At 40.5% G+C, this 26,978-nt stretch carries 23 protein-coding genes and 1 other annotated feature; all 23 genes read right to left on the bottom strand.

The features are described from left to right. Window positions 1-21 precede the first annotated feature (21 nt). The 23 genes from ileS to IEX12_RS11660 all read right to left on the bottom strand — a co-directional run bounded on the left by ileS (window position 22) and on the right by IEX12_RS11660 (window position 26,971). Window positions 22-2,778, bottom strand: coding sequence for an isoleucine--tRNA ligase (gene ileS, locus IEX12_RS11765; protein ID WP_188725232.1), 2,757 nt, complete (start codon window positions 2,776-2,778; stop codon window positions 22-24). A 176-nt stretch (window positions 2,779-2,954) separates the two neighbouring features. Continuing rightward, window positions 2,955-3,175: a binding site (T-box leader), on the bottom strand. Between the two features lie 108 nt (window positions 3,176-3,283). Next, a complete protein-coding gene (locus IEX12_RS11760; RefSeq protein ID WP_188725231.1) occupies window positions 3,284-3,781 on the bottom strand; it encodes a DivIVA domain-containing protein in 498 nt (165 codons plus the stop codon). Between the two features lie 99 nt (window positions 3,782-3,880). Continuing rightward, on the bottom strand, window positions 3,881-4,657 hold the full coding sequence (locus IEX12_RS11755) for a YlmH family RNA-binding protein (RefSeq protein ID WP_188725230.1): 777 nt from the start codon (window positions 4,655-4,657) through the stop codon (window positions 3,881-3,883). A gap of 11 nt (window positions 4,658-4,668) precedes the next feature. Continuing rightward, window positions 4,669-4,935 carry a YggT family protein gene (locus IEX12_RS11750; RefSeq protein WP_088050097.1) on the bottom strand — a complete coding sequence of 89 codons (267 nt, stop codon included), beginning with the start codon at window positions 4,933-4,935 and terminating at the stop codon, window positions 4,669-4,671. Window positions 4,936-4,941: 6 nt separating this feature from the next. Then, window positions 4,942-5,376, bottom strand: a complete 435-nt coding sequence (locus tag IEX12_RS11745) for a cell division protein SepF (protein WP_088050096.1) — start codon at window positions 5,374-5,376, stop codon at window positions 4,942-4,944. Window positions 5,377-5,385: 9 nt separating this feature from the next. Beyond that, window positions 5,386-6,066 (bottom strand): YggS family pyridoxal phosphate-dependent enzyme, encoded by a 681-nt coding sequence (locus IEX12_RS11740; protein ID WP_188725229.1) that lies wholly within the window; start codon window positions 6,064-6,066, stop codon window positions 5,386-5,388. A gap of 27 nt (window positions 6,067-6,093) precedes the next feature. Next, the gene (pgeF, locus tag IEX12_RS11735) at window positions 6,094-6,903 is read right to left on the bottom strand and encodes a peptidoglycan editing factor PgeF (protein ID WP_188725228.1); all 810 of its coding nucleotides are present in this window, start codon (window positions 6,901-6,903) and stop codon (window positions 6,094-6,096) included. Window positions 6,904-6,947: 44 nt separating this feature from the next. Next, window positions 6,948-7,226, bottom strand: coding sequence for a YlmC/YmxH family sporulation protein (locus IEX12_RS11730; protein ID WP_088050094.1), 279 nt, complete (start codon window positions 7,224-7,226; stop codon window positions 6,948-6,950). A 705-nt stretch (window positions 7,227-7,931) separates the two neighbouring features. Continuing rightward, the gene (gene sigG, locus IEX12_RS11725) at window positions 7,932-8,711 is read right to left on the bottom strand and encodes an RNA polymerase sporulation sigma factor SigG (protein WP_088050093.1); all 780 of its coding nucleotides are present in this window, start codon (window positions 8,709-8,711) and stop codon (window positions 7,932-7,934) included. 124 nt (window positions 8,712-8,835) lie between these two features. Next, window positions 8,836-9,555 carry an RNA polymerase sporulation sigma factor SigE gene (gene sigE, locus IEX12_RS11720; RefSeq protein WP_088050092.1) on the bottom strand — a complete coding sequence of 240 codons (720 nt, stop codon included), beginning with the start codon at window positions 9,553-9,555 and terminating at the stop codon, window positions 8,836-8,838. Window positions 9,556-9,930: 375 nt separating this feature from the next. Beyond that, window positions 9,931-10,851: a sigma-E processing peptidase SpoIIGA gene (gene spoIIGA / locus IEX12_RS11715; RefSeq protein WP_088050091.1), complete on the bottom strand. Its 921-nt coding sequence runs from the start codon at window positions 10,849-10,851 to the stop codon at window positions 9,931-9,933. Between the two features lie 548 nt (window positions 10,852-11,399). Continuing rightward, window positions 11,400-12,539: a cell division protein FtsZ gene (ftsZ, locus tag IEX12_RS11710; protein WP_088050090.1), complete on the bottom strand. Its 1,140-nt coding sequence runs from the start codon at window positions 12,537-12,539 to the stop codon at window positions 11,400-11,402. 152 nt (window positions 12,540-12,691) lie between these two features. Further along, complete coding sequence (ftsA, locus tag IEX12_RS11705; RefSeq protein ID WP_088050089.1) at window positions 12,692-13,972, bottom strand: cell division protein FtsA; 1,281 nt, start codon at window positions 13,970-13,972, stop codon at window positions 12,692-12,694. 448 nt (window positions 13,973-14,420) lie between these two features. After that, window positions 14,421-14,675: a hypothetical protein gene (locus tag IEX12_RS11700; protein ID WP_188725227.1), complete on the bottom strand. Its 255-nt coding sequence runs from the start codon at window positions 14,673-14,675 to the stop codon at window positions 14,421-14,423. Beyond that, window positions 14,672-14,803 carry a hypothetical protein gene (locus IEX12_RS23445; RefSeq protein WP_268811311.1) on the bottom strand — a complete coding sequence of 44 codons (132 nt, stop codon included), beginning with the start codon at window positions 14,801-14,803 and terminating at the stop codon, window positions 14,672-14,674. The genes IEX12_RS11700 and IEX12_RS23445 overlap by 4 nt, the downstream gene beginning before the upstream one ends. 2 nt (window positions 14,804-14,805) lie before the next feature. After that, complete coding sequence (locus IEX12_RS11695) at window positions 14,806-15,594, bottom strand: cell division protein FtsQ/DivIB (RefSeq protein ID WP_188725226.1); 789 nt, start codon at window positions 15,592-15,594, stop codon at window positions 14,806-14,808. A gap of 390 nt (window positions 15,595-15,984) precedes the next feature. Next, on the bottom strand, window positions 15,985-17,097 hold the full coding sequence (gene spoVE, locus IEX12_RS11690) for a stage V sporulation protein E (protein WP_371871310.1): 1,113 nt from the start codon (window positions 17,095-17,097) through the stop codon (window positions 15,985-15,987). Between the two features lie 125 nt (window positions 17,098-17,222). After that, the gene (gene murD / locus IEX12_RS11685) at window positions 17,223-18,569 is read right to left on the bottom strand and encodes a UDP-N-acetylmuramoyl-L-alanine--D-glutamate ligase (protein WP_188725225.1); all 1,347 of its coding nucleotides are present in this window, start codon (window positions 18,567-18,569) and stop codon (window positions 17,223-17,225) included. Beyond that, a complete protein-coding gene (gene mraY / locus IEX12_RS11680) occupies window positions 18,566-19,552 on the bottom strand; it encodes a phospho-N-acetylmuramoyl-pentapeptide-transferase (RefSeq protein ID WP_088050084.1) in 987 nt (328 codons plus the stop codon). The genes murD and mraY overlap by 4 nt, the downstream gene beginning before the upstream one ends. A 38-nt stretch (window positions 19,553-19,590) precedes the next feature. Continuing rightward, window positions 19,591-20,955 (bottom strand): UDP-N-acetylmuramoyl-tripeptide--D-alanyl-D-alanine ligase, encoded by a 1,365-nt coding sequence (locus tag IEX12_RS11675; protein ID WP_088050083.1) that lies wholly within the window; start codon window positions 20,953-20,955, stop codon window positions 19,591-19,593. A 5-nt stretch (window positions 20,956-20,960) separates the two neighbouring features. After that, a complete protein-coding gene (locus IEX12_RS11670) occupies window positions 20,961-22,430 on the bottom strand; it encodes a UDP-N-acetylmuramoyl-L-alanyl-D-glutamate--2,6-diaminopimelate ligase (RefSeq protein ID WP_088050082.1) in 1,470 nt (489 codons plus the stop codon). A 197-nt stretch (window positions 22,431-22,627) separates the two neighbouring features. Continuing rightward, complete coding sequence (locus tag IEX12_RS11665; protein WP_088050081.1) at window positions 22,628-24,571, bottom strand: stage V sporulation protein D; 1,944 nt, start codon at window positions 24,569-24,571, stop codon at window positions 22,628-22,630. A gap of 207 nt (window positions 24,572-24,778) precedes the next feature. Continuing rightward, window positions 24,779-26,971, bottom strand: coding sequence for a penicillin-binding protein (locus tag IEX12_RS11660; RefSeq protein ID WP_188725224.1), 2,193 nt, complete (start codon window positions 26,969-26,971; stop codon window positions 24,779-24,781). Between the last annotated feature and the right edge of the window lie 7 nt (window positions 26,972-26,978).

Genomic DNA, 26,978 nt, shown 5'->3' with positions numbered 1-26,978 from the left:
TTACCTTTTCATAAGCTATTTTTATCCTGTATAATGCTTTTTCACAACATCTGCACAACGGGAACATAATTCAGGATGATCATGATCCTCGCCGACTGTTTCGGAAGCGACCCAGCAGCGTTCACATTTTTCGCCTGGATGTTTTTCTACTTTAACATGGACGTAGCGATATTCTTTTGTATCATCAGCACTATCCACAACATCAGCACCCGAAACGATGAGTAATTGATGTAAGTAGGGGATGTGTTCCAGTACTTCTTTTGTTTGCACATCCTTAGCGACAATTGTTACTTTTGCCTCAAGTGATTTACCAATTACTTTGCCATTCCTTGCTTCTTCCAGTGCTTTCAAAACATCATCCCGTACTTTCATGAAATGATCCCATTTTGCAAGTGCAGCTTCGTCTTCAAATACAGTTCGTGCCTCCGGAATGTCCGTTAACTGTACATAGTCAGCCTCAGCTCCAGGAACGTATTCCCACACTTCCTCTGCTGTATGTGGGATAATCGGTGTCAGCATCTTAATCAAACTTGTCAAAATATCGTAATACACCGTTTGAATACTCCTGCGACGATGGTCATTCTCCGCTTCGATATACAAAATATCCTTAGCAAAATCCAAGTAAAATGAGCTTAAATCGACCGCACAGAAATTATGGATTTGATGATAGATCGGTGAGTACTCAAAGTTGTCATAGCTTTTCCGCACGCTTTTCATAACATGCTGCAGACGATGAAGCATGTAACGATCGACTTCTTCAAGATCGTTTTCAGCTACACGGTCTTTAGCTGGATCGAAATCAGCAATATTCGCCAGCATAAACCGGAACGTATTACGGATTTTCCGATATGTTTCTGAAACCTGTTTTAAAATATCATCCGAAATACGGACATCTGCCTGGTAATCAACGGAAGCAACCCATAGGCGTAAAATGTCAGCACCGAGCTGTTTTAGAACCTTGGAAGGAACAATCACATTGCCAAGTGATTTACTCATTTTTCTTCCATCGCCATCTAACGTAAATCCATGGCTGACAACATTTTCATATGGTGCCTTTCCAGTTACCGCAACAGCCGTTGATAGGGAAGAGTTGAACCAGCCTCGATATTGGTCACTTCCTTCCAAATACACATCTGCCGGCCGTCTATGGTTCTCTCTGCCGACAAGCACTGCTTCATGTGATGAGCCTGAATCAAACCAGACATCCATAATATCGGTTTCTTTTGTAAACTTGCCATTAGGGCTGTGCTCAGAAGTAAACCCTTCAGGCAGTAGATCTTTAGCATCCCATTCAAACCAGATATTTGATCCATGTTCAGCAAACAACTCAGATACATGTGCAATCGTTTCATCGGTAATGATTGGTTCCTTATCTTCCCCGTAAAATACCGGAATTGGCACACCCCATGTACGTTGGCGGGAAATACACCAGTCTTCACGATCCCGCACCATATTGTACAGGCGTGTTTCACCCCATTGCGGGTACCAATTGACCCGTTTGATTTCATCCAGGATATCCTGGCGAAAATCTTTAATGGAGGCAAACCATTGGGAAGTCGCCCGGAAGATAGTCGGTTTTTTCGTCCGCCAGTCATGTGGATACGAGTGTGTAATAAACTTTAATTTTAATAACGCACCTACCTCTTCCAACTTCTCGGTAATCGGTTTATTTGCCGCATCGTAGAACATGCCTTCATACCCAGGTGCTTCCTCTGTAAACACCCCTTTTTCATCGACTGGGCAGAGAGCATCAATGCCATATTTTTTTGATACATAAAAGTCATCTTCCCCGTGTCCCGGTGCCGTGTGTACACAACCCGTACCAGCATCTATTGTCACGTGTTCACCGAGCATGACAAGGGAATCACGATCATAAAATGGATGCTGAGCCACAATTTTATCTGCTTCTTTTCCTTTAAACGTTTTTACAACTTCCGGGTCCTCCCATGCCAGTTCTTCTGCAACAGCTGGGAGTAGTTCCTCGGCAACAACAAATTTATCATCGTTTACCTTGGTAACGACATAGTCAAAATCTGGATGAAGACTAATTCCTAAGTTAGCAGGAATGGTCCATGGCGTTGTTGTCCAAATGATGAATTTCTCTCCGCCATCAAGAAGCTCCTTCCCATCGGTTACCTCAAACGCAACATAAATTGAGGGGGAACGCTTGTCATAATATTCAATTTCCGCTTCCGCAAGTGCCGATTCAGACGAAGGCGACCAATAAACCGGCTTCAATCCTTTATAGATATAGCCCTTTTTCGCCATTTCACCAAACACACGAATTTGCGCGGATTCATAGTCCTTTGTCAACGTGATATAGGGATTATCCCAATCGCCGCGAACACCTAACTCTTTAAACTGTTTCCGCTGATTATCAATTTGCTTCATAGCGTATTCCGCACATTTTTGTCTGAATTCTGCGATACTCAGCTTTTTGCGATCCACCTTTTTCTTTTTGGTAAGCGCCGTTTCAATTGGCAGTCCGTGTGTATCCCAGCCTGGAACGTATGGTGCATGGTAACCGGCCATTGTTTTATAGCGGGTAATAAAATCTTTTAAAATTTTATTTAGCGCATGACCAATATGCAGATCGCCATTCGCATATGGCGGGCCATCATGAAGAATAAATAACGGTCTTCCTTCTGTACGTGCAAGACTTTTTTCATATAAATGGTTTTCATCCCATTCCTTGCGTCGTAATGGTTCTTTATTCGGCAAATTTCCACGCATCGGAAACTTGGTTTTTGGCATAAGTAATGTCTCTTTATAATCCATCTTACCTTCCTCCTGTTCATGTTAAGATAAAACAAAATTTCAGTGGGAGCTTTTTCCGCTAATTGAATGGGTCGAGCCTTTATGGGCAGTTAATCGACATTCATTTCATCTCAGAAGTTTAGAGTGGAGAGTTGCTGCCCGTTAAAGCGGGATAAAAAAAGCCCTCATCATCCCCAAAAAGGGACGAGAAGACTCGCGGTACCACCCTTATAAATTCAATATCATCATTAAATTCACTCAAGATTCGTAACGTGAATGAACCGTCCATCTCTACTTGTTAATCGTTCGAATGGATACTCCAGAGTGATCTTCCAAAAGTATGCTGTACCAGGCTCACACCAAATCCTGGCTCGCTTTTACAGATAAGCTTTTATACTGTCTCTATCATCGTATTTACTATATGAAGATGTTCAAAAAGTATCCGAATAATAAGCCGACTTTTTAAACACGCACTATATGTTTACAAATTATATGCATAAATCCCCGGAACGTCAAGGGTTATGAATTATTTACCTGTCAATTCGAGTTCTTCACTCATTTCGGTATCAAATAATTGATCCCAGTCATCAGTGTCAATCATATCCAATTGTGCTTCGACCAGCATTTTAAGTCGTGTCCGGAATACTTTTGCCTGTTTCTTTAGTTCTTCCACATCCAGCGAAATTCGGCGCGATTTCTCCAATGCTTCATTAATAATCCGATCGGCATTTTTTTCCGCTTCCTTGATGATTAACTTCGCTTCTTTGGATGCACTCCCTTTTACTTCTTCAGCCGTTTCCTGGGCAACGAGAATTGATTTATTCAAGGCTGTCTCAATATCCGTGAAGTGTCCAAGCTTTTCATTCAGCTGTTCAACCTTTTCTTGCAAATCCTTCTTCTCCCGGATGGTCATTTCGTAGTCTTTAATCACTTGATCCAAAAATTCATTAACCTCATCTTCATCATATCCACGCCAGCTTCTTGTAAACTCTTTATTGTGAATATCCAGTGGTGATAATGGCACAAAGGCCACCTCCTAACGCAAAATATCGTATCAGTATGCTATAATTTCTTACTTGCTATTATTCGACATAAACGGAAAATATCCTGCACAGATAACAATTTATTTTAAAATGGCCGTCGTTATTTTCCATTTTTCTTTTTTGGTTTTTCCATTAATCCCGGCTAATTTGCTTCTTCCTTTACCCCGGAAAGAGAGAATATCCCCTTCCTGCAACTGATAAGTGGGATTTTCGACCGTTTTATAGTTTACTTTGACAAGACTTTTTGTAATAGCATTTGTGGCATCTTTCCGGGACAGTTTGTATATTTCTTTTAAAATCGCATCAAGTCGTAAGGAGGATACGGTATGATCTGCCTCAGCCCAATATTTTTCCCCGCCTAAAAAATTTACCACTGGTCTTTCTTCCAATGCGATTTTCGCTTTTTTTATCGCTGTTAAATTTGCTTTGATATAGGCAGCGATATCACTTGACATGATAATTTGCACTATACCACTGGCAACATGAATGTCTCCTAATTTTTTCCGCTTCACACCAAGTGACAGAAAAGCACCCATGACGTCACGGTGGGTTAAGGAAATAAACTTGTCCTGATAGGCCGCCTGCATTAACGTAAGGGCAAAATCCTGCTCCTCAATCTCGTCGTAAATTGGAGCGATAATGATCCTTTTTCGCTCCGTATGTGCTGTCCCGCCGCTTTTATGCAATGCCAGCACATCACGCTGGCTGCCAATCAGCATTTCGACAATCTGCTGTTCTCTCGGATCCAAAAAGTCGGTTAATTTGGGCTGGTATGTTTTTTCGACATGTTCCTTCCACGCGAGTACTTGATCAATAAAGCCTTGTTCATCTTTACGAAAGTGCTGATAAATCTCCATTGTTCTCTGCCTCAATACACAATCAATCTAAACAATTCCAATAACCCGCTTCTTGCTAAATACAATACAAAAATAGCGACGATCGGGGATAGATCAATCATTCCTAGTGGTGGAATAAACTTACGGAACATTTCCAGATACGGTTCGCAAATTTTGGCTAGAAACACCCCAATTGTCGACTCCCTTGCCCCTGGAAACCAGGACATGAAAATATAGATTATCAATGCATAGACATATATTTCGAATGCATAAAACAGTATATTAAATAATTGGACCATGCTTTATTACCATCCCTTTTCAAATTCATCTTCAGTTGAAAATGCTTCAGAAATTGTTCCGGAAACATCGACATTATCTGGTGTACATAAAAATGTCTCCGTACCGAGCTTTTGAATATCACCGTTCAAAGCATAAACCGTCCCGCTGAGAAAATCAACAATCCGTTTAGCCTGGTTATGGTCAACACGCTGTAAATTAATGACAATCGCTCGCCGGTTTACAATATTATCAGCGATTTCCTGAACTTCATTATATGATCTCGGCTCACATAGAACGACCTTGGGTGAAGGCTGCTCGATACTTTTTAGATTTACAACATTTTGCTTCCAGTGCTGATCCGTTGATGAACGTTCAGACAAATCGGGCCCCTCCTGTTCCTCGACATATTCATATTCATCATCCATCGCAAAAAATGTTTTAATTTTATTTTTAATGCTCATCGTTTCACCTCATTCATTCCCGGAACCGACTAATTTGGAACCGACTCTGATATGTGTAGCTCCTTCCTCAACGGCAATGTGATAATCATTGCTCATCCCCATGGACAAATAGTTGCAAGGTGCATATTTCAGATCCCTTTGCTGGATGGTATCCCGTAAATCTGCCAGTTGTCTAAATGTATTTCTTAGCACATGCTCGTCATCAACATGTGGTGCCATTGTCATGAGACCGACTACACGAATATGTTGAAAAGTTGCGAGAGAATCGATGAAAGGGATGACTGCCCCTTTGGATAACCCATGTTTCGATTCTTCTCCACTTGTATTTACTTGGACAAAACAATCAATTACATGATCTGCCCGCTTATCAATTTCCTTCGCGAGAGATACCCGATCGAGTGAATGAATCGTATCTACCTTATCAATAATGTCTTTTACTTTCCTTGATTGCAGTGAACCGATAAAATGCCAGGTTGCACGGTCCCGAAAATGATTATATTTCTCAAGAAACCCTTCAGAGCGATTTTCGCCAAGGTTATTGATCCCTGCTGCAATCGTTTCTTCCGTTCGCTCAATTGTAACATATTTCGTAACCCCAATAATGGTTATGTCGTCAGGATTACGGCCTGTCTTCTCGCAAGCTTGTCTGATTGTTGAACGGATGTTCTGCAAATTTTCAGCTACATGCACTGGTTTTCCTCTCCTCCCCCGACATCATCATGGTAAGTATCCAATATATCCCAACATTCTTCCTGTTTTACCATTATCTCTTCTATGTGAAAAAAATAACGATTCCTCCTGAAACGTGCAATAATTTGTTATGTCTATATTATGACGTAAAATACCACATTGTAAAAGGATTTCGGTATTTAATTGTTTTAAATCTAATAAATAACGATTATTTCCCTGTTTGGTTACAGTTTTATCGTGTAATTCCACAGGTATATGATGAACAACACGAGCATCGACTTCATACGCTTTTTGGGAAATACAGGGGCCAATTACGACAAGGATATCATTTGTTTTGCTGCCAGCCATCAGCAGCTTTTCGACCATTTTTTCAGCGATTCGCTTAACCGTTCCCTTCCAGCCAGCATGCGCAATCCCGATATATCCTGATACAGGGTCAAAGAAAAATAATGGTACACAATCAGCAAAAAAGGCAGTACACAGTAAGCCGGATTCGTTTGTGAATATCCCATCTGTACCAGCGAGTGAATCTTCAAAAGTAACGGCACCTTTGCCTTTATCATTCCGATTTACCTCTACGGTATTTGCCGAATGAACTTGCTCCGCTGCCACCCAATTGTTCAACGGGAATGCAAGCTTATTTGCCAGTAGACGCCTATTGGCTACGACGTCATTGTTATCATCTGGAACATGTAATCCAAGATTAAAGGTTGCGAACGGCTCCTTGCTGATGCCGCCGATTCTTGTTGTAAAACCTGCTCTGAGTTTTTTATTTATAGTTTGCCATTTTTTTATATGTAAAAAAGAATCGATATCATGGTAAAATGGTTCAGACATATAAATTCCCTCCATTCATATGCTTTTTCCATTCTACCATAATTTTAGCGTTTTTCCACGAAATGCTGATCTGGATATAATTTGGGCGACTCCACGTTCTTTACGAGAATAACATCAGAACCGATTGTTTCAATTTGACTCCAATGGATAATCATTTCATCTGTTTTGCCAAAAAAACCGCTTTGTTTTTCTTTTACCGGAACGATCAGGGCAGTAATTTTACCATTTCTTGTATCTATTTCAAGATCCGTAAAGTGTCCAAGTCTTGTTCCATCATCAATAATAATGATTTCCTTTACTTGTAATTCAGATAATTTTACCATAATGCCTCACCCTCCTTGGTTAATTATATGCAAGGCCAGGCTGTTTTCATGTCAAGAGAAAAGCCGCTCATCAAGCTTGTGAGTGACTAATCTCGTTCGAATTTCAAGAGAAAAGCTGCTCATCAAGCTTGTAAGTGACCAAGATCGTTCGAATTTCAAGAGAAAAGGTACTCATTAAGCCTATGAGTGACCAATTTCGTTAGAATTTCAAGAAAGAAGGTACTCATCAAGCTTATGAGTGACCAAGATCGTTCGAATTTCAAGAGAAAAGGTACTCATTAAGCTTATGACTGACCAATCTCGTTCGAATTTCAAGAGAAAAGCTGCTCATCAAGCTTGTGAGTGACCAAACTCGTTCGGATTTCAAGAAAAAAGGTACTCATCAAGCTTATGAGTGACCAAACTCGTTCGGATTACAAGAGAAAAGCCACTCATCAGGCTTATGAGTGACCAAACTCATTCGGATTACAAGAGAAAAGCCACTCATCAGGCTTATGAGTGACCAAACTCATTCGGATTACAAGAGAAAAGCCGCTCATCAGGCTTATGAGTGACCAAACTCGTTCGGATTACAAGAGAAAAGCCGCTCATCAAGCTTGTGAGTGACCAAACTCGTTCGGGTTACAAGGGAAAAGCCACATCACTTCATGTAATGTGGCTTATTCTCTAATTCGTCCTGCTCCAGCATCCGTGAAGCTTCTGAATTTATTCAAACATTTGCTTATTCATTTGCTGGATTGCGGCTTTTTCCAGACGGGACACTTGGGCTTGGGAAATACCTATTTCTTCGGCAACTTCCATTTGCGTTTTCCCTTGAAAAAACCGTTTATTTAAAATCATTTTTTCCCTTGCATTTAACTGGTACATGCCCTCCTTCAGGCTTAGCTTATCGACCCATGTATCATCTTTGTCCTTGTCATCACTAAGCTGATCCATCACAAAGATTGGATCCCCGCCATCATTATAAATCGGTTCAAATAATGAAACAGGATCCTGGATAGCATCCAAAGCAAAAACAATATCCGAGTGCGGAACACCCATTTCTTCTGCGATTTCCATTGGCGTTGGTTCTTTCGATGTTTTATTAATTAATTTTTCCCGAACTTGTAATGCCTTATAAGCAATATCGCGCAATGATCTGGAAACGCGAATTGGATTGTTGTCCCGTAAGTATCTCCGGATTTCACCAATAATCATTGGTACAGCATATGTGGAAAACTTTACATTATGTCCTAAATCAAAATTGTCAATCGACTTCATCAGACCGATACAACCTACCTGGAATAGATCATCCACATATTCTCCACGATTATTGAACCGCTGGATGACACTCAAAACCAGACGTAAATTTCCATTCACAAGTTCCTCTCTAGCTGAAATGTCTCCTTCTTGCATTTTGACAAATAATTTCTTCATTTCCTCGTTCTTTAAAACCGGTAATTTCGATGTATCAACGCCGCATATCTCTACTTTATGTCTGATCATTCTGCTCTACCCTCCCGTTGGAGATGCTGTTCATGGACAGTATCTCCCCCTGGGAAGTTTTTTATGCAGCGCGATTTATGTTAAAAAAGGTAAAAAATTGTCATTTTCCCACTAGAAATAAGGGCTAAACCATTTTATTAAATTCTTTTTTTAAACGCCTGATTATTTTCTTCTCCAAACGGGAAATATAGGATTGCGAAATACCAAGCATATCGGCGACATCTTTTTGTGTTTTTTCCTCCTCCCCGATTAACCCGAAGCGAAGTTCCATAATTTGTTTTTCCCGGGCATTTAGTTGGGACAAGGCATTTTTTAAAAGGTGCTTATCAACATTGGATTCTAAATTTCTTGTAATGATATCATCGTCGGTTCCAAGCACATCGGAAAGCAATAATTCATTGCCATCCCAATCAATGTTTAACGGCTCATCAAAGGAAATTTCGGATTTTAATTTGTTATTTCTCCGTAAATACATCAGAATTTCGTTTTCAATACAACGTGAAGCATAGGTTGCCAATTTGATTTTCTTTTCCGGATTAAAGGTATTGACTGCTTTGATCAGCCCTATTGTTCCAATACTGATCAGATCTTCAATATTAATCCCGGTATTTTCGAATTTCCGAGCTATGTAGACTACCAGCCTTAGATTTCGTTCAATTAACATGGCCCGGGCTGCTTTATCACCTTTTGGCAAACGCTCGAGCAGTTCTTGTTCTTCTGCTTTGGACAATGGTGGTGGCAATGCTTCACTCCCGCCGATGTAATAAATTTCATCCGATTTAAATCCGAGTTTCATTAACGCTCTATACCACCATAAACGCAACCGTAATTTCCATTTCAGCAAATCTATCTCTCCTTTGTCTGATATACTAGTTTAGCAATAAATGAGCATTTGACAGTCCAGTTCCGGTTCCCAGGTGCTTATGAACTTCCGCTCTTGAACAATTTATCCCGCATTAACAGGCTGTAATACCCCCACCTTATCGCGAGTAAACTAAAAAGGAAGGTAGAAGATAAATAGCCCATAAAGATTCGATCATAGGAACAAAGACTAAGAGCGTCACATTCTTATGTCTTCGTCTTTGTGCCCCACATCGTGTCCGCCTCAGGCTAACATTCAATCGGAAAGAAGGGCAGGCTAAAACCGTCACGTCTGCATGCCTTCGCCTGGACTAGCACGTCCTGTGCTTCGGAAACCCCCACTGCATGAAGTTTCACTTTATGCTGTATGGACCGCTGCCAGCTTCATGATTTGTGGATGGAGTAAACAATGATAACTCTGATCATTCACAAGTTCGGCAAATTGGATGCCGATCAAAACTTTACTCGTGATCAGTTTTTCCTCATTATAGTAGACGATTAACTTATCCGGCTTGATTGTCATCATAAATAGACGTTTCCCTTCGACCCCTTGAAACGGAATAAGCTGAATTCGCGTTTTCCATTGTTCCGGGATTTTTTCAAAGTTCAATTCCTCCTGAGCACTTTTTAGCATCTGCCACTCATGCTCGTTAAACCAGTGCTTTAAAAAATGTTCGTCACATATAATTACCGGTTTTTTTGTTAATGGATCGACCAATTGATTCCCGCTGTCAATATATCCTGTAGTCGAATTACTCCGGTTCTTTAATTGAATTGTGACAGGATGTAATTGATCATATCGGATCTTTTCACTGGCGTGCTTGTCCATACGCGTCTTCGTAAACCACCAAACGATCGGAAATCCGATAACAATGAATAGCCAGCTTACAGGATCACCATATCCTTTATTGAATGTAAGGATCCCGTTTGCTGAAAACCCAATTGGATTTTGGAACAAAAAATGTATGGCTATCAAACCACCTCCGATCGAGAATGTTGTGAAATAAAATAATAAAAGCATTTTTACTAACCGGTAGAACGAATAATAACGAAAAGAGCAAAGGATGATAATCACGGAATAACCAATTTTGCCTATCATACTAGTCATAATAGAATCCGGATAATATAAAGAAATAGGTACAAGCATGGAAGCTACAAATGCACCAAAAACAATCCGGATTTTCCTTGTGCTATCTTTGGCTAAAATCTGGGTAAGCATTAATAGCATCATGTCTAATAAGAAATTCAACAGCCAGACAGCATCAAGATAAATCGTCACTTAAGCTCTTCCTTTCCCGCATCGCCCCAATCATCATTGAACCTTTTAAAAATCACCGGAAAATGGATGCGTTAAAAGAAGTATAGCGGACTTGTTCAGCAAAGTCTGTCATTTCTTGTATGCGTAATAGCGCTAATTTTAAGAAGTTATCGGGGAGTTTGTCATATGCATAAGAGGAAGCGCTCGGTTAGCGGCTAGAGGACTCTCGCTCTCCAAGCAGGGTGGTTCGGTGTTGCCGCCGGGAGCGGCGGTTTTAACCGAACAAACAACCGCAGGAGATAAAGGAAACATGCCACTAAAAAAGGGATATGTTGACGCCTGAGCGGCAAGCCCGTTTTTAGCGGGTCTTCCTTCCTACCCGAACCGATGTTGACTTTCGTACGGGGGCGGGTGTTGTCCACTAGCCGTTTTAGCGCTGGAGCTGGACGTGGCATATTTTCGACAGATATGGAGGTAGAGGTAAGAATAAAGAAAAAAATCACGGTAACCACAAATAAACGGATGGATAACACATCCATCCGTTTATTTGTGGTAATTTATACTTATCATTATCTTTTTCTGTTCCGGTTCCGTAAAAAGGTAGGAATATCTAGTGTATCTTCTTCCTGCTTAGAGGGCTGCTGATTTACATTACTTCTTGATTCCCTTCGTGGCATTTCTTCATTTACTTTTGTTGCTGCAGCTTGTTTATGGTTGATAACCGGTCGTGCTTTTGGCTGAGGCTCAGCTTTTTGGTTTTCATCAAAGCCGGTAGCAATTACCGTTACGATTATTTCATCTTTCAGGTTTTCATTAATGACCGAACCAAAGATTACATTTACCTCATTATCGGCTGCTGAGGTAACCAAATCAGCTGCCTCCTGTACTTCATATAAGCTTAAGTTTGTTCCACCGGTAATATTCATAAGAATTCCATGCGCCCCATCGATTGAGGTTTCCAGTAACGGAGAAGAAATAGCTTTTTTTGCGGCCTCTGTTGCCCGGTTTTCCCCTGTAGCAATGCCAATTCCCATTAATGCAGATCCTTTGTCAAACATGATCGTTTTAACATCAGCAAAGTCAACATTAATTAGACCCGGTTTTGCAATCAAATCAGAAATACCTTGTACACCTTGGCGTAGTACGTTATCCGCTTCACGGAACGCTTCCAGCATTGGGGTGTTTTTATCGACTATTTCGAGTAAACGGTCATTCGGGATAACAATTAAAGTGTCCACACAGCTCTTTAATGTGTCAATTCCTGATATTGCTTGTGTCGATCGTCTTCTGCCTTCAAATGTAAATGGACGGGTAACAACACCAACTGTGAGTGCGCCTAAATCCTTCGCGATTTGAGCGATGATAGGTGCTGCCCCGGTTCCGGTTCCGCCACCCATACCGGCAGTAACAAAGATCATGTCTGCCCCTTGCAGTACTTCTTCAAGCTGCTCTTTACTTTCTTCGGCAGCCTTTTTTCCAACCTCCGGATTTGCACCTGCCCCCAATCCACGAGTCAGTTTTCCGCCGATTTGCAGTTTTACCTCCGCTTTTGATAGATTTAATGCCTGTGAATCCGTATTGACTGCAATAAATTCAACACCTTCAACACCGTGTTCAATCATACGGTTAACGGCATTATTTCCACCGCCGCCAACCCCGATAACTTTAATTGTCGCCAGTTGATCCATATTTGTGTCAAACTCCAACATATACCGTTCCTCCTAAAATATACAAAATTACGAGAGTTCCAGAATCTAAACATCAACATTTAAGACCGCTGCTCCCGGCAGCAACACCGAACCACCCTGCTTGGAAGGGCAAGAATCCTCTAGCCCCTAACCGGGCGCTTCCGCTTTTGAATTTAATCAAAAAAGTATTTAAATAAATTGGCGATTCCAGATTCCTTTTTCTTCTTCTCTATTTTTTCCTCTGCTTTTGGCTGTTTTTTCGTTCGTTTTGGTTTTTCTTCGTAGGAATTCACAATAACAGATGGAAATAAATCTTTTCCTTGTATTTTCGCATTACGATAAGCAAATTGCAAGATTCCCACTCCTGCTGTAAATTGCGGTTCCCGAACGCCTATATAATCTGGTAAAGACATTCTGACATTTGCCTGGAATAAATCCTGGGCAAGTTCAAGTACACCAGGCATTTTCATTGTACCACCTGTCAGGACATAGCCACCTGGTAATTCATGGTACCCCATTCGTCTGATTTCCCGTTCAGCATACGCATAAATTTCTTCCAATCTTGCTTCAATCATATCGGCAATTTGCAGCTGGTTATACGTTTGTGAAGTATCGCTGCCAATTGTCGGTACGGTAAATGTTTCATCCTCCTGTGCATCATCGAAAAAAGCATGTCCATAATTTAGTTTAATATCTTCTGCATCCTCTGTCGACGTCCTGAGACCTATTGATAAATCCTTTGTAATGTTATCACCACCAAGAGGAATAACACTTGTTGACACCAAATGGTCATTTTCAAAGACGGATACAGTTGTACAGCCGCCGCCAACATCAATTAGTGCGACACCGAGATTTTTCTCATCCTTTGATAATGCAATAGCCCCTGCCGCAAGCGGCTGCAAGCAAATATCGGTTACTTCCAGTCCTGCACGTTCCACACATTTTAAAATATTATGTAAAACCGTCTTTGAACAGGTAATAATCGTTCCTTCCATTTCCAGGCGAACACCGATCATTCCACGTGGATCCGTTATCTCATCCAATCCATCGACAATAAATTGCTTCGGTATCACATCAATAATTTCCCTTTCCGGTGGTATCGAAACAACCTGCGCTCCATCAATTACCCGAGTTATATCCTCATCACCAATTTCCCTATTCTCACTTTGGACAGCTACCACGCCGTGGCACGCCTGCAGCTGTACATGGTTGCCATTAATACCAACAACCACACGGTCAATCTGCATTCCTACCATCCGTTCTGCTTGCTCTACAGCATTACGGATCGAATGAACAGTTTGATCAATATCAACAATGGCACCCTTTTTCATGCCATTTGACGTTGCAGAACCTACACCAATAATGTTTAATGAATCATTTAGCACTTCACCAATAATGACTTTAATTTTTGATGTACCTACGTCCAAGCTTACTAGTATTTCACTGTTGTCCAATGAAAGGCACCTCCCAATAAAGCATCTGATATTCGTATAATCAGATCGTTTCTATCTGCTCTATTCTATTATTATAAATTAAAATTCCATAAGAATATACTCAAAAATAAAAGATATATAGAGTATTTCTACAAAAAAACATCATTTCCCTTTTATTTTCCATCACTTTTTTCCTTTTTCTTAAAATAAAATTCCTTTTTAAGCAAATGCATGCTGCTGATTGCATAGTTTGCAAGAGTCTTATACCAAATGCAAATATGGCGGCCAAATAATCAATTCCCCATTGCAAACTAATAAATGTTAAGCCAGACCGAATGCCATTATTTAAAAACCCGCTGATAAAGTGAAACTTCATTCAGTTGGGGTTTCCCCATTCGACGTTAGTTGAACGAATCAGGAATTTACGGGCTGTTTACTCCTCCATCTTCCCGTTTTTGGTTTACTCACGCTAGGGGTATTCCAGCCAGTTAATGCGTGATAAAAATTTTTTGCCAACAAATTTCTTTGCAAAATCCATATCCCGCCAAGTAACATCAAATGCAGCATGTACTAGAGCAGCGGGATAATCCATGATTGCCACAGCCTTTTCCCCAGCACTAAACAGTTCGTTAACAACTTGGTGTATATGACTTTCGAGAACCAGATAATTACTTGGGTTTTCCTCGTCTGGAGTATAATTAGCATCATGCGAAGTGACTATCATACCATCACCATAAACAGGTAAATCACCATTAATAATTTGAATTCATTACTTTGTTCAACACATTTGCCAATCAGCTTCTCCCGATCAGCAAATTTTATTTCTAAATCTGAATCCTTTTGGGAAAACATGCCTAGTCTTCCGTTTCATCATTCGTCCCCTCTTCTTTCGTCTCCTTATCAAAGGATTCGAAATAAGCACCAACACCAATATGGATAATACCTTTTTTATCCGGGTTGAGTTGGGCGACAATGGAAGGATAAACTTTCATTTTAGTCGCAAAGTCCCGTATTGTGCCATCGACAAGATAACCGTCATTCATATAAAGCATGATCTTATTTTTATCTTCATCTGTTGGCTTCCAATGAATTTCCGATATCATATTTAAAATACTGTCAGGAAGCTTGTTTAATTCACTCGTCATTTTACGCAAATTTGCTTTATCCGAAAAGTCCATTAATAATGGTGCATCCCCATTAATAGACTTTTCCTTAATCGATGTTAAGACTTGTCCATTACCCAGAATAGGATGAAAAGCACCATCGACGTTTATATAACCAACACGATCATATTCGGATAAATGAATCTCTACTGTCCGTGGAAGTTTTTTAGTAATTTCCACTGACTTTATTGTTGGATTCTTGTGTAACCTTTTTTTTATATCCGTTTCATTGATGGTCCAAATATTTGTTTTATTTGTTATGTTGCTTTTTTCAACAATTGCTTCATCCGAAATAAATGAATTGCCTGTTACAGCCACCGTCTTGACATTGCTTAACGGTGATTGTAAATAGACTATAATCGAAATCAACAAGAAAAAAATGGATAGATAGAATATTAATCTTCTATTTGCTTTCTTTTTTCGAGCTTGCTTCAATTTCGGAATACGATCCTCAATCGAAACAATTTTCTTTTTCTCCATTCTATTCTTCCTTTGCAAAAAATTTAGCGACATGAACGTTTGTCATTTGGTTACAGAAATTATATCATAGATTACAAATAATCATGTAGTACAAATTACCTGTTGCCAATACAATAAAAGCACGCCTTTACAGGAAAGACGTGTTTTTTTGTCTTCTAGGAAATTATAAAATTTATACGCTGTGGATAACTGGATAGTCGAGAGGAACCACGTCCAGTTCCAGCGCCCAGCAGCTAGTTTGATGTTTCTGTTTTCGGGTTGATGTATCATTTCTCGAGTCAATGTACTTGCTTTCCGGTTGATGTCTTCGCTCTGGGGTTGATGTCTTCCGTTCTTCGGTTGATGTCCTTGCTCAAAGGTTGATACCTACAGCCATCCGGTTGATCTCAGTTATAAAGTGGAGTATCTACTGACATTTAACAGTATCCCTACTGAACAGAGCGTAAGGGTTAAGGAAGAACCACCATAGCTTAGAAATGGCAGTGTAATACCTGTTACCGGAATTAATCCAATAACAACACTAATATTAATCATCACCTGGATCGTTAACATCGAGACAATACCAAGCGCCAGAAAACGTCCAAATGGATCCGGTGCCGCCAAAGCTATTTTTGTTCCGCGCCAAAATAATAACCCGAACAACCCAATGACAATTGTTCCGCCGATAAATCCAAGCTCTTCACCAAGGATCGCAAAAATAAAATCATTTTGCGGTTCGGGCAAATAGAAATATTTTTGTATACTATCCCCTAGTCCAACCCCCATCAGTCCCCCTGGTCCAAGTGCATAGAGTGACTGGATAATCTGGAATCCAGTATGTTGAGGATCCTCCCATGGGTTTAAAAAGGCTGTTATCCGGTTAATACGGTAAGGTGCAGAAATAATTAACAATAAAAAACCAACAATACCGATGGATGCTAGTCCGAAAAAATGGGAAATTTTAGCACCAGCTATAAAAAGTAACACCATACAGGACAGGACAAGTACAATTCCGGTTCCCAGATCGGGCTGCAGCATGATTAACCCGAAAGCTGTAAATACTAAAAGCAATGATGGGAAAAAACCTTTCTTAAATGACGTAATATATTTCTGATGAGACGCCAAATAGACGGACAGGTAGATGATTAATCCAAGCTTCATAAACTCTGATGGCTGGATACTAAATGCGCCAATACCTATCCAGCTTTGTGCACCGCCCCGTTCCAATCCAATTCCCGGAATTAACACGAGTAATAAGAGGCCAAAACAACTAAGTAAAATCGGCTTCGCATACTTTTGCCATGTACCGTAAGGAATAGCCATGATAAAAAACATGGCAGCAATTCCAACCCCTGTAAATAACAATTGCCGCTTTAAATAAAAGAAACTATCTCCATATTTGTAATCTGCCCAAACATATGACGAACTATAAACCATCACTGCACCTACAAGCAGTAATGCAAATATGATACCGAGCAACGTATAATCTGGTGCATTTTGCTGTTTAAATATGTTCCGAAACAAAAGCAACACCCCTAATCCATCTTCATAGAAATTGGGGCATTATCTCAGGTTGATAATCATAGTGAAATCAAAGGCGATTCCGACCTTCCGACCTCCTGCATCTGACATCCGTACAAGACAAGCCCCTACATTAATGTATGCACAGCTTGCACAAACATGTCACCTCTTTCTTCAAAAGTTCGATATTGATCCCAGCTGGCACATGCTGGGGAAAGTAATATAACATCATTCGTATTGGATACTTCATACGCTCTTTGAACTGCTTCTGTTACATCCTTTACAAGTATGGAGTGTATTCCAGCTTCATCAGCGAGATTTTTTAATTTTTCTTTGGTCTGGCCAAACAGCACCATTGTCTTGACATTAATAAGGTAAGGAAGCAAGTCGTGAAATCCATTTCCCCGATCCAAGCCACCGGCCAGTAAAATAGTTGGTTTGTTAAAGGATAACAAAGCTTTCTGGGTTGCTAAAATATTCGTTGCCTTTGAATCGTTATAGAAAACCCGCTTATTAATTGTATCAACGTATTGCAATCGATGCTTTACACTGCTGAAGGTCGTCAATACTTCCCGGATCCCATCGTTTGTGGCACCACTTAGCTTCGCAGCACTGACCGCAGCTAATATATTTTCCAGATTATGCTCCCCGACAAGGGTGATTTCACGTTTATCGATTATTTTTTCATTTTTAAAATAGATACAACTCGTATCCGCCCAGGCACCGTTTTCCAATTTTCTTTTCACCGAAAATGGAACCTTTGTTGATTTTGCATCCCGTACAGCCTCTGCAACGATTTCATGTTCCGCATTATAGACAAGATAATCATCGCTGCTTTGATTTTTAAAAATATTGCATTTTGCCTCTTTGTAATTTTCAAACGTGCCATGATAATCTAAGTGTGCCTCAAAGATATTCAGCAGCACGGCAATTTTGGGTTTGAATGTTTGGATACCCATTAATTGAAAGGAGGATAGCTCCAGAACCATTTTTTCCTCTGCTTTAAGAGTGCGTGCAACATCAGTCGCGACAGTTCCGATATTCCCGGCAAGCTGAACGGCTTGTTTGCTTGCTGCAAGCATTTGTGCCGTAAGCATTGTCGTAGTTGTTTTACCATTTGATCCTGTTATGCCGATGATCGAGCCTTCCACCATTTTTCCGGCAAGCTCAATCTCGGTAATAACTGGAATCCTTCTGTTTTGTGCTTCCTGAACAATTGGATTATCATACGGAATTCCCGGATTTTTCACAATTATTTCAATTCCTTCCAAAACAGAAAGAGGGTGGGAGCCTGTAACAACCTCTGCACCCACCTGAGTTAATTCTTTCACAAGTTTCTCGTCCGCCGATACTTTCACGTCGTTTACACGCACATGGATATGACTGTCCAGTAATAATTTAGCTGCTGCGGTACCGCTTTTCGCCAATCCTAAAACAAGGACATGCGAATATGGAAAATCTGTTAATTTATTCAAGTCAAGCCCACCTCAATATATATGCCAAGTACACTAAAAACAAGTCCCACTAACCAGAATGTTGTGACAACCCGCCACTCTGACCATCCTAATAGTTCATAGTGGTGGTGTAATGGGCTCATTTTAAATACCCTTTTCCCTGTTGTTTTAAACGAAATAACCTGAATGATGACGGACAATGTTTCAATAACAAAGACACCGCCGATAACGACTAAAATAATTTCCAGTTTTGTTAAAATGGCAATGGCTGCAATGGCTCCACCCAACGCTAATGATCCCGTGTCCCCCATAAACACTTTAGCCGGGTGTGCATTAAAAACAAGAAAACCGAGTAATGCACCAACAACCGCTAAAGCGAAGATGATTACTTCATAATGAGAGAAACCATACCATGCCAATATACCAAACGCACCAAAGGCAATTGCAGCCGTTCCCGCCAATAAACCATCAAGCCCATCGGTTAAATTCACGGCATTCGATGAACCCACGAGCATAAAGATAATTAAGAGTGCATATCCCCAGCCAAGCTCCCATTGCACGGAAGTTCCGGGAATCTGAATATATGTCGGAAAATCATGCGCATCCAATATAAAATAAAAAATTAGAGCAATAATGATCTGGCCAAGCATTTTCTGTTTAGACGTCAAGCCTAAATTACGCTTCATTACAACTTTAATAAAATCATCCAAAAACCCTAACAGACCATATCCGGCAATTACAAAAATTAATAACCAGAGCTCATAGCCAATACCTTCAGGACTGATCTTTTTAACAATAATCAATGATGTTACGATAGCACTGATAACAATCATAATACCGCCCATTGTTGGTGTGCCGGTTTTCTTTAAATGGGATTTCGGTCCTTCTTCACGAATGCTTTGTCCAAACTTTAATCTGCGTAAAAATGGAATAAATAAAGGTGATAAAAGGACGGTAATTAGAAATGCTATTAAAATGGTTACAATTAATACTAAAATATTCACTGGTGCTTCCAGCCTCCTCGTACGAACCGTCCATTGGTTTATGGATGTATAATTGCGTTGACAAATGACTCAAACTGCATTCCTCGTGATGCTTTAAACAACAAGAGTGCATCCTTTTTCAAATATGGACCAAGGGCGTCTGTCAGCGCCTCTTGTGATGTAAAATGGTTGCAGGTAATATTAGGGTGATGCTGTTCCACTGCTTTCGTTATTTCCTCAGCATGTTCGCCCAGTGTAAATAAAACTGTTATCGAATCATCGATCACCGCTGCAACAGACCGGTGTAGCTCGTTTGCGTAATCGCCCAGTTCAAACATATCTCCAAGCACAAGCACTTTATCTGTAAATCCGGTCATTTGCTTAACAACTTCAATCGCCGCTTTCATGGATGTTGGGGATGCATTATACGCATCATTTATCACAGATACGTCATTCGTACCTGTCATTATCTCGAATCGCATGGAAGTTAACGTTAATGTCTGTAATGCCTGCTTGATTACGTCCTTATCAATTCCTAAACGCGAGCCAAGAGCAACAGCGTATGCTGCATTTTTGGCATGGTGCTTACCGAGCAGGGGAATGTGATATACATGTCCGTCAGACAGGTTAAAAACTGTTTCATTATGATTTGTACGAACAGACTCAATGATGACATCATTACTGTTTTCAAACCCGCATGTAATAACATTATCGCGTTTATGCATCGACTCTATTAATGGTTCATCCCCGTCAATTAAGAGGAGACCGTTTTGTTTCAAGCCTTGGGTAATTTCAAGCTTTGCCTTTGCTATCCCCTCCCGTGAACCGAGGTATTCGATATGAGATTCCCCAATATTCGTAATGATGGCAAAATCCGGTTTGGAAAGTATGGAAAGTTGTTCTATTTCACCAAAATGATTCATACCCATTTCAAGTACAAGTACTTCCGTTTCAATTGGCATGGAAAGAATCGTTAATGGCACACCAATATGATTATTAAAATTGCCGTTTGTATAATGTGTCCGATAGCTTGATTTCATCACCGCTGCAACGATATCCTTTGTCGTTGTCTTGCCATTTGAGCCCGTAATCGCAATTACTGTCGGGTCAATTTTGTCCCGGTAGTTTTCCGCAAGTGTCTGCAATGCGGTTAAGGTATCTTCAACAAAAAATACTGGAAAGTCCGTTGGTAAAAACCGCGGCAATGGACGCTGTTTATTCCATATAACCGCTACAGCACCATTATCAAAGGCTTGTTTAACATAATCATGCCCGTCAAATTTTTCCCCTTCAAGTGGAATAAATAACGCTTTTTTTACTTCCTGCCTGCTATCCGTTGTCACAGCATCGACTGCAATTGCATCTTGTGCTGCTCCTTGATAATCAGTTAAGAAAGTAGTAAGCCACTTTGTCGTAAATAACATATCAATTAATTCTCCTTAGCTTGAATTGCTTCTTTCGCTACTTGCCGGTCATCGAAATCGTATTTCACTTCCCCAATTTGCTGGTATGTTTCATGCCCTTTTCCGGCAATCAATATTATATCATTATCTTTTGCATGCTTAATAGCGTATGTGATTGCATCTTTTCGGTTCACGATAACATCATAATGATCTGCTTCCACACCTTCTGTCATATCGTGCAGAATGGCTTCAGGGTCCTCTGTTCTTGGATTGTCAGATGTAAAAATTGCCCGATCAGCATATTTCAAGGCAATGGCTGCCATCAATGGACGTTTGGTTTTATCACGATCCCCGCCACAACCGACAACAACATAAATCTTTCCTTTTGCAAAGCCTTTAATTGTTTGTAATACATTCTCGAGGGAATCCGGTGTATGCGCATAGTCGACAAGTGTCGCAAATGACTGGCCAGCAATTACCGGTTCAAAACGCCCGCTAACACCAGTTATATTTTCAAAAGCAGATTTGATGCTTACTAACGGGATATGAACAGCTATTGCAGCAGCACTTGCCGCCAGCATATTATAAACATTGAACATTCCAATAAGTTTACTATTTATTTCAGCCTCACCAGTTGGCGTTTTTAACGTGAATTTAGTACCAGTTGCCTCCAGCTGAATATTAGCTGCCATTACTTGCGCTCTGTTTTTGCATCCGTACGTCATAACGTGCTGAGCAGTACTGCGTTTTAGCAGTTCGCTTGCTTGATCATCTTCATTAATAACAGCGAATTTTTTACGTCCTTCATTATAGGTATTTCCTAATTGGGCAAACAAAAGACTTTTCGCCCGTAAATAATCATCCATATCTTTATGATAATCCAAATGATCCTGCGATAAATTGGTGAACACCGCAACATCAAAATCACAACCATATACGCGCCCTTGGTCCAATGCGTGAGAGGATACCTCCATAATTGCCGCTTCCACATTTTGCTCAGCCATTTGATTGAACTTTTTTTGTAAAAATAATGCGTCTGGCGTCGTATTTTTTACCGGATAAACTACTTCACCAATTTTCATTTGAATAGTACCAATCACACCGGTTTTCCGGTTAATCTGGTTAAATATCGATTCGAGCAAATAGGTTACAGTTGTTTTGCCATTCGTTCCGGTGATCCCAACAAGCGGAAACTTTGTTGTTGGATAATCATAGAATTTCGCAGCAAGCATTGCCAGTGCTCTGGAAGTATTTGCAACGGTAACAGTTGGCACTGCCGTTTCCAGCTCTTTTTCCGCTAAGATGGCTGCTGCACCATTGCTTGCGGCTTGTTTAACAAAGTCATGCCCATCAACCGTGTAACCCTTTATACAGACAAAGAGATCCCCAGCTTCCACTTCACGAGAATCCATTTTGATTGTATTGATATCGATGGTTTCGATTGAATCAACTGCATGATAAAAAGGTAAGACGGAAAGAATTTCTTTTAATTTCATCATAAAACATCCTAACTGATTGAAATATAACCTACATATGTATTCTGCTCTATGTGCATTTTTAAGAGGGTGGAGCCACCCTCTTTTATTAATCAACTGGTCAAACGGACATCGCTCCTGCCCGGGCGCTTTAGCTTTTGTTCGTCTAGCTCCAGCGCCCAGGAGCTAGTGGGCTTTTGTTATCATTATAGCAAAATTTATTCGGATTCACGATCTTTTTTATCAGAAAAATATATTCTGATTTTTGAGCCTTGTTCAACTTTTGTCCCGGGATCCGGTGCTTGATCGATAATATAATCACCTGATCCACTTGTTTCAATCGACAGGTTTGTCATGTATTCGGTTAATTCTTTTTTCTTTAACCCGACTAGATCAGGTACCTCGATTTTTGGCTGCTCCGGCCAAAGGTATTCTTTATCCAGACCGCCTTCTCTAGGTTCCACACCAAGTGTCCTTAAACTATCTCCGATAATTGTTCCGACAATCGGCGCAGCTACCACGCCCCCAAATTGGACGGTGCCTTTCGGATTATCAATTGCGACATAGACTACAATTTCCGGATCGTCAGCAGGAGCAAACCCAATAAAAGAAACGATATAGTTATTTTGCATATATCCGCCATCAGGTCCTACTTTCTGGGCAGTCCCGGTCTTTCCCCCAACTCGGTACCCATCTACATATGCTGGCCTGCCTGAACCATTAGCAACAACACTTTCTAACGCACGTCGCACCTCTTTAGAAGTCTCTCCGGAAATAACTCTATCTTTTGTCACAGTCTCAACTGTCTCAACTGTCTCTTTTGTTTGCGGATCAATCCACTCTTTAGCAATATGTGGTTCATATAAATATCCGCCATTTACTGCAGCGGCTACCGCCATTACCTGCTGAATCGGGGTAACAGACACCCCTTGTCCAAATGATGTTGTAGCAAGCTCAACAGGTCCGATGTTTTCCTGTTTAAACAGAATCCCGGTTCCTTCTCCTTGTAAATCAATCCCCGTTTTCTTCCCAAATCCGAAATTTCTAATATACGAGAACAATTTTTCCTTTCCTAAATCCATCCCCAAGCTAACAAAACCAGGGTTACAAGAATTTTGCACAACTTCTAAATAGGTTTGGTGACCATGGCCGCCGCTTTTCCAGCAATGCAGCTCTGTTCCATCGACAGAAATGGAGCCATCATCATCGAATGTGTCGTTCATCAGGTCTACTTGTCCTTCCTCAAGAGCGGCTGCCAATGTAATAATTTTAAAGGTTGATCCAGGTTCGTAAGTTTTCCAAATCGGTAAATTCCGATCAAATATTTCCGAATCAACTTCCTGATAATTTTCCGGATTAAAGTTCGGTCTGGATGTCATCCCAAGTACACCGCCTGTTTTGGGATTAACAGCTATCGCCAGTGCCCCATCCGGATTGTATTTTTCTACTGCCAAATCCAGTTCACGCTCCATAATCGTTTGCACTTTGGAATTGATAGTCGTTTTCAAATCCAGTCCATCGACAGGGGGTTTGTATACGTCTGCCATCTCTGTTAGTTTCTTTCCTTTGGCATCCGAATAAAAGGATAGGCTCCCTTCCTCACCACTGAGCTTATCATCATAATAGAGCTCCAATCCCATTAATCCTTGGTTATCGATTCCGGCAAAACCAAGCACATGTGACAAATCATCTCCAAACGGATAATTGCGTTTGGAATCCTTTGCCAGATAAACGCCTTCCAAATCAAGCGTTCGTAATGCTTTTTCCTGTTCCTTTGTAATCTTTCTTCCCTCGGGATTGATATTTACCTGTGATCTTACTTGCGTGACATAGTCGTAAGCCTTATCGACGGATATGTCCAAAACAGATGCCAATTTCTCCGCAGTTTTTTGCGGCTCTTTTACTTGTCGGGGAACAATGATGACAGAGGGAGCAGAGACATTCTCAGCCAAAATCTCCCCATTAACATCTAAAATATTGCCTCGCTCCGGTTGAAATGCAATGTTCCTTGTCCACGAATTATTCGCCTTCGCCATCAACTTGTCGCCGATAATAAATTGCACATATCCTAGTCGAAAAACAATGACAGCTAGTACTAATAATCCACAAAGAAAAACAGTGACTATTCGTTTTCTTACCGTTACAGCAGATACACGTTTCATCTTCCATCCCCTTTTCATAGGCAGGCTTGTATCCACTATATGAATGAAGAAATATGAATAGAACACTGTTTATAAGCATAAAAGCGGAAGTCTCTGCGTAATGGAGCTGGACATGACATACAAGAACACGCTTTCTGTTAATGGCGTTTGTTACAAGTCCAAGGCAGGGCAAGCCCAGCCTTGGTCACAAACTGCTCAATGAGACACTTAAGTCTCGCTGTCATTTTCCGCTTTTTTATCTTTTTCCTTTTTATTTACTGGTACTTCCAGTTCAACACCTAGATAGTCATTCTCTTTTACCTTTGCACCTTCCTTAATACTTTGACTGACGACATAACCATTACCCATCGTTTCAATTTTTAAATGCAGTAAATCAGCCAGCTGTAAAACATCACGCATTGACCAGCCTTTAATATTTGGCATTACAGGTTTGTTGGTCACCAATAGAATGCGATCGTTCGGTAATAGCTTATCACCTGCTGCTACACTTGCATCTACCACTTTGTTACCAGATCCGATCGTCGTTACATGTAATCCAGAATCAGTTAACTTTTGTTTGACCGATTCCGTATTTTCATCGATTAAATCTGGAACCTTAATGGTATCAACCGGTTTGTTTGCGTCCTTATCAGGCTCAATATTTAAATAGCGTAAACTGTTTTTCATGACATTGTTAAAAATAAATGACACTGGCACAGAGCCAGATTCATGGCTTTCATCGTCTAAATCCGGTTGTTTGACAGAGACATACATCATTAATTCCGGATCATCTTTTGGTGCCATACCCAAAAATGAAAAAATATAGTTTTCCGCTCCGGTTAAATATCCGCCATTTTTGGAATTCGGTATTTGTGCAGTACCTGTTTTGCCAGCAACGGAGTAATCTTCCAAATCATAATATTTTCCAGTCCCATGTTCACCTTTCACAACCGTTTCAAGCAGATCCATAACATGCTCAGAAGTTTCTTTGGAAATTGGCTGTCCGACAACCTCTGGTGATTTTTCCTTTATAACTTTCCCTGTTTCCGAGTTGGTTATTTTGGAAATAATGTATGGTTTAACCATTTTTCCGTCATTTGCGATTGCCGTGGCTGCTTTCATTTGTTGAATAGGTGTCAAAGTGGTTCCCTGACCAAATGAGGTCGTCACTTTTTCTATTGGCCAATTATACAAAATTTCTCCAGTTACCTCTTCAGGTAAATCAATGCCTGTTTTTTGATCAAAATCAAATGCTTTGAGATAGTCCAGGAATTTTTCTGGTCCAATTTTTTCCCAAACCAGTTTCATGGCCGCAACGTTTGATGAACGCTGAAATCCTTCATCAAATGTAATTGAACCCCACGTTTGTTTCCAGTCGCGGATCGGCTTATTCCGGTCACTAATCCGATAACTGCCGGATTCAAACCATTCGTCCCCATTATAAACACCCTCCTCAATTGCCGCTGCCCACGTAAACATCTTCATTGTTGAGCCTGGTTCAAACGGCGTTGAAATAGCATCATTATACCAATTTTCCACATCTTTCGGGCTATTGGGGTTATAGCTTGGCCGATTGCTCATGGCAATAATTTCACCTGTTTTCGGGTTCATTACAATGGCAGTGATCCGTTCTGGATTATATTTCTTATCCACTTGTGACATAACATCCTCTAGTAACGTTTGTATCTTTTGATCAATGGTCAAATAAACATTGTTGCCATTTTGCGGTTCTTCAATGACTTCTTTCGGGTCCAATAGTTTTTTGCTATATTTGTCACGCTGATAAGAAATATGACCCGCCTTCCCACTTAAGACTTTGTTCATTTGATTCTCAATGCCGGTTACTCCACTTATTTTTCCATCATCTTTGCGGGCAAACCCAATGATTTGCGAAGCAAACATACCATTTGGATAGTAACGGATCGCTTCTTTATCAAATTTGATTCCGGGTAAATCCAGCTTCTCAATTTTTTCCTTTGTTTGTTGTGATAACTCCCTGCCGTTTGTCCCGAATTCAACTTGAAACTTACCGTTTTTTATTCCATCCCTTAACTTTTGCAGAATGAAATCTTTATCCGTATCTAATAAAGGAGCCAATTTTTCCGCAGTTTTCTCCGGATCATCTACATGCATGGGCTCCTTGGAATCTTTCGTATATGTTTTATCAACTATTGCATAAATACGGAATGTCGGCCGGTCATATGCTAGTGTCATTCCATTACTGTCCAGTATTTTTCCTCTGTCTGCATGAAGGGGATAAGATGCCGTTCTTTTCTTTTCTGCCCAATCATTCAGGGAGACACCATTAATTTCACCTGTTGCCTGAATATATAAAAATCGGCCAGTTAAAATCAGGAAAATCGCCACAAATACAAGAATGAGGATCCCGGACATGAAGTGTGTTGTCTTATTCTTTTTCATACCATAT

Source organism: Lentibacillus populi, from assembly GCA_014642895.1.
Taxonomy (GTDB): Bacteria; Bacillota; Bacilli; order Bacillales; family Amphibacillaceae; genus Lentibacillus_C; species Lentibacillus_C populi.
Note: the sequence above shows the minus strand (reverse complement) of the source record. Positions and strands in the feature narration are given on the sequence as shown.

Coding starts and splice junctions, on each gene's coding strand:
- ileS (WP_188725232.1), bottom strand. CDS start 2,778: ATGGATTATAAAGAGACATTACTTATGCCAAAAACCAAGTTTCCGATG.
- IEX12_RS11755 (WP_188725230.1), bottom strand. CDS start 4,657: ATGGAGATTTATCAGCACTTTCGTAAAGATGAACAAGGCTTTATTGAT.
- IEX12_RS11750 (WP_088050097.1), bottom strand. CDS start 4,935: ATGGTCCAATTATTTAATATACTGTTTTATGCATTCGAAATATATGTC.
- IEX12_RS11745 (WP_088050096.1), bottom strand. CDS start 5,376: ATGAGCATTAAAAATAAAATTAAAACATTTTTTGCGATGGATGATGAA.
- pgeF (WP_188725228.1), bottom strand. CDS start 6,903: ATGTCTGAACCATTTTACCATGATATCGATTCTTTTTTACATATAAAA.
- IEX12_RS11730 (WP_088050094.1), bottom strand. CDS start 7,226: ATGGTAAAATTATCTGAATTACAAGTAAAGGAAATCATTATTATTGAT.
- sigG (WP_088050093.1), bottom strand. CDS start 8,711: ATGATCAGACATAAAGTAGAGATATGCGGCGTTGATACATCGAAATTA.
- ftsZ (WP_088050090.1), bottom strand. CDS start 12,539: ATGTTGGAGTTTGACACAAATATGGATCAACTGGCGACAATTAAAGTT.
- IEX12_RS11700 (WP_188725227.1), bottom strand. CDS start 14,675: ATGATAGTCACTTCGCATGATGCTAATTATACTCCAGACGAGGAAAAC.
- IEX12_RS23445 (WP_268811311.1), bottom strand. CDS start 14,803: ATGTTTTCCCAAAAGGATTCAGATTTAGAAATAAAATTTGCTGATCGG.
- IEX12_RS11695 (WP_188725226.1), bottom strand. CDS start 15,594: ATGGAGAAAAAGAAAATTGTTTCGATTGAGGATCGTATTCCGAAATTG.
- IEX12_RS11675 (WP_088050083.1), bottom strand. CDS start 20,955: ATGTTATTTACGACAAAGTGGCTTACTACTTTCTTAACTGATTATCAA.
- IEX12_RS11670 (WP_088050082.1), bottom strand. CDS start 22,430: ATGAAATTAAAAGAAATTCTTTCCGTCTTACCTTTTTATCATGCAGTT.
- IEX12_RS11665 (WP_088050081.1), bottom strand. CDS start 24,571: ATGAAACGTGTATCTGCTGTAACGGTAAGAAAACGAATAGTCACTGTT.
- IEX12_RS11660 (WP_188725224.1), bottom strand. CDS start 26,971: ATGAAAAAGAATAAGACAACACACTTCATGTCCGGGATCCTCATTCTT.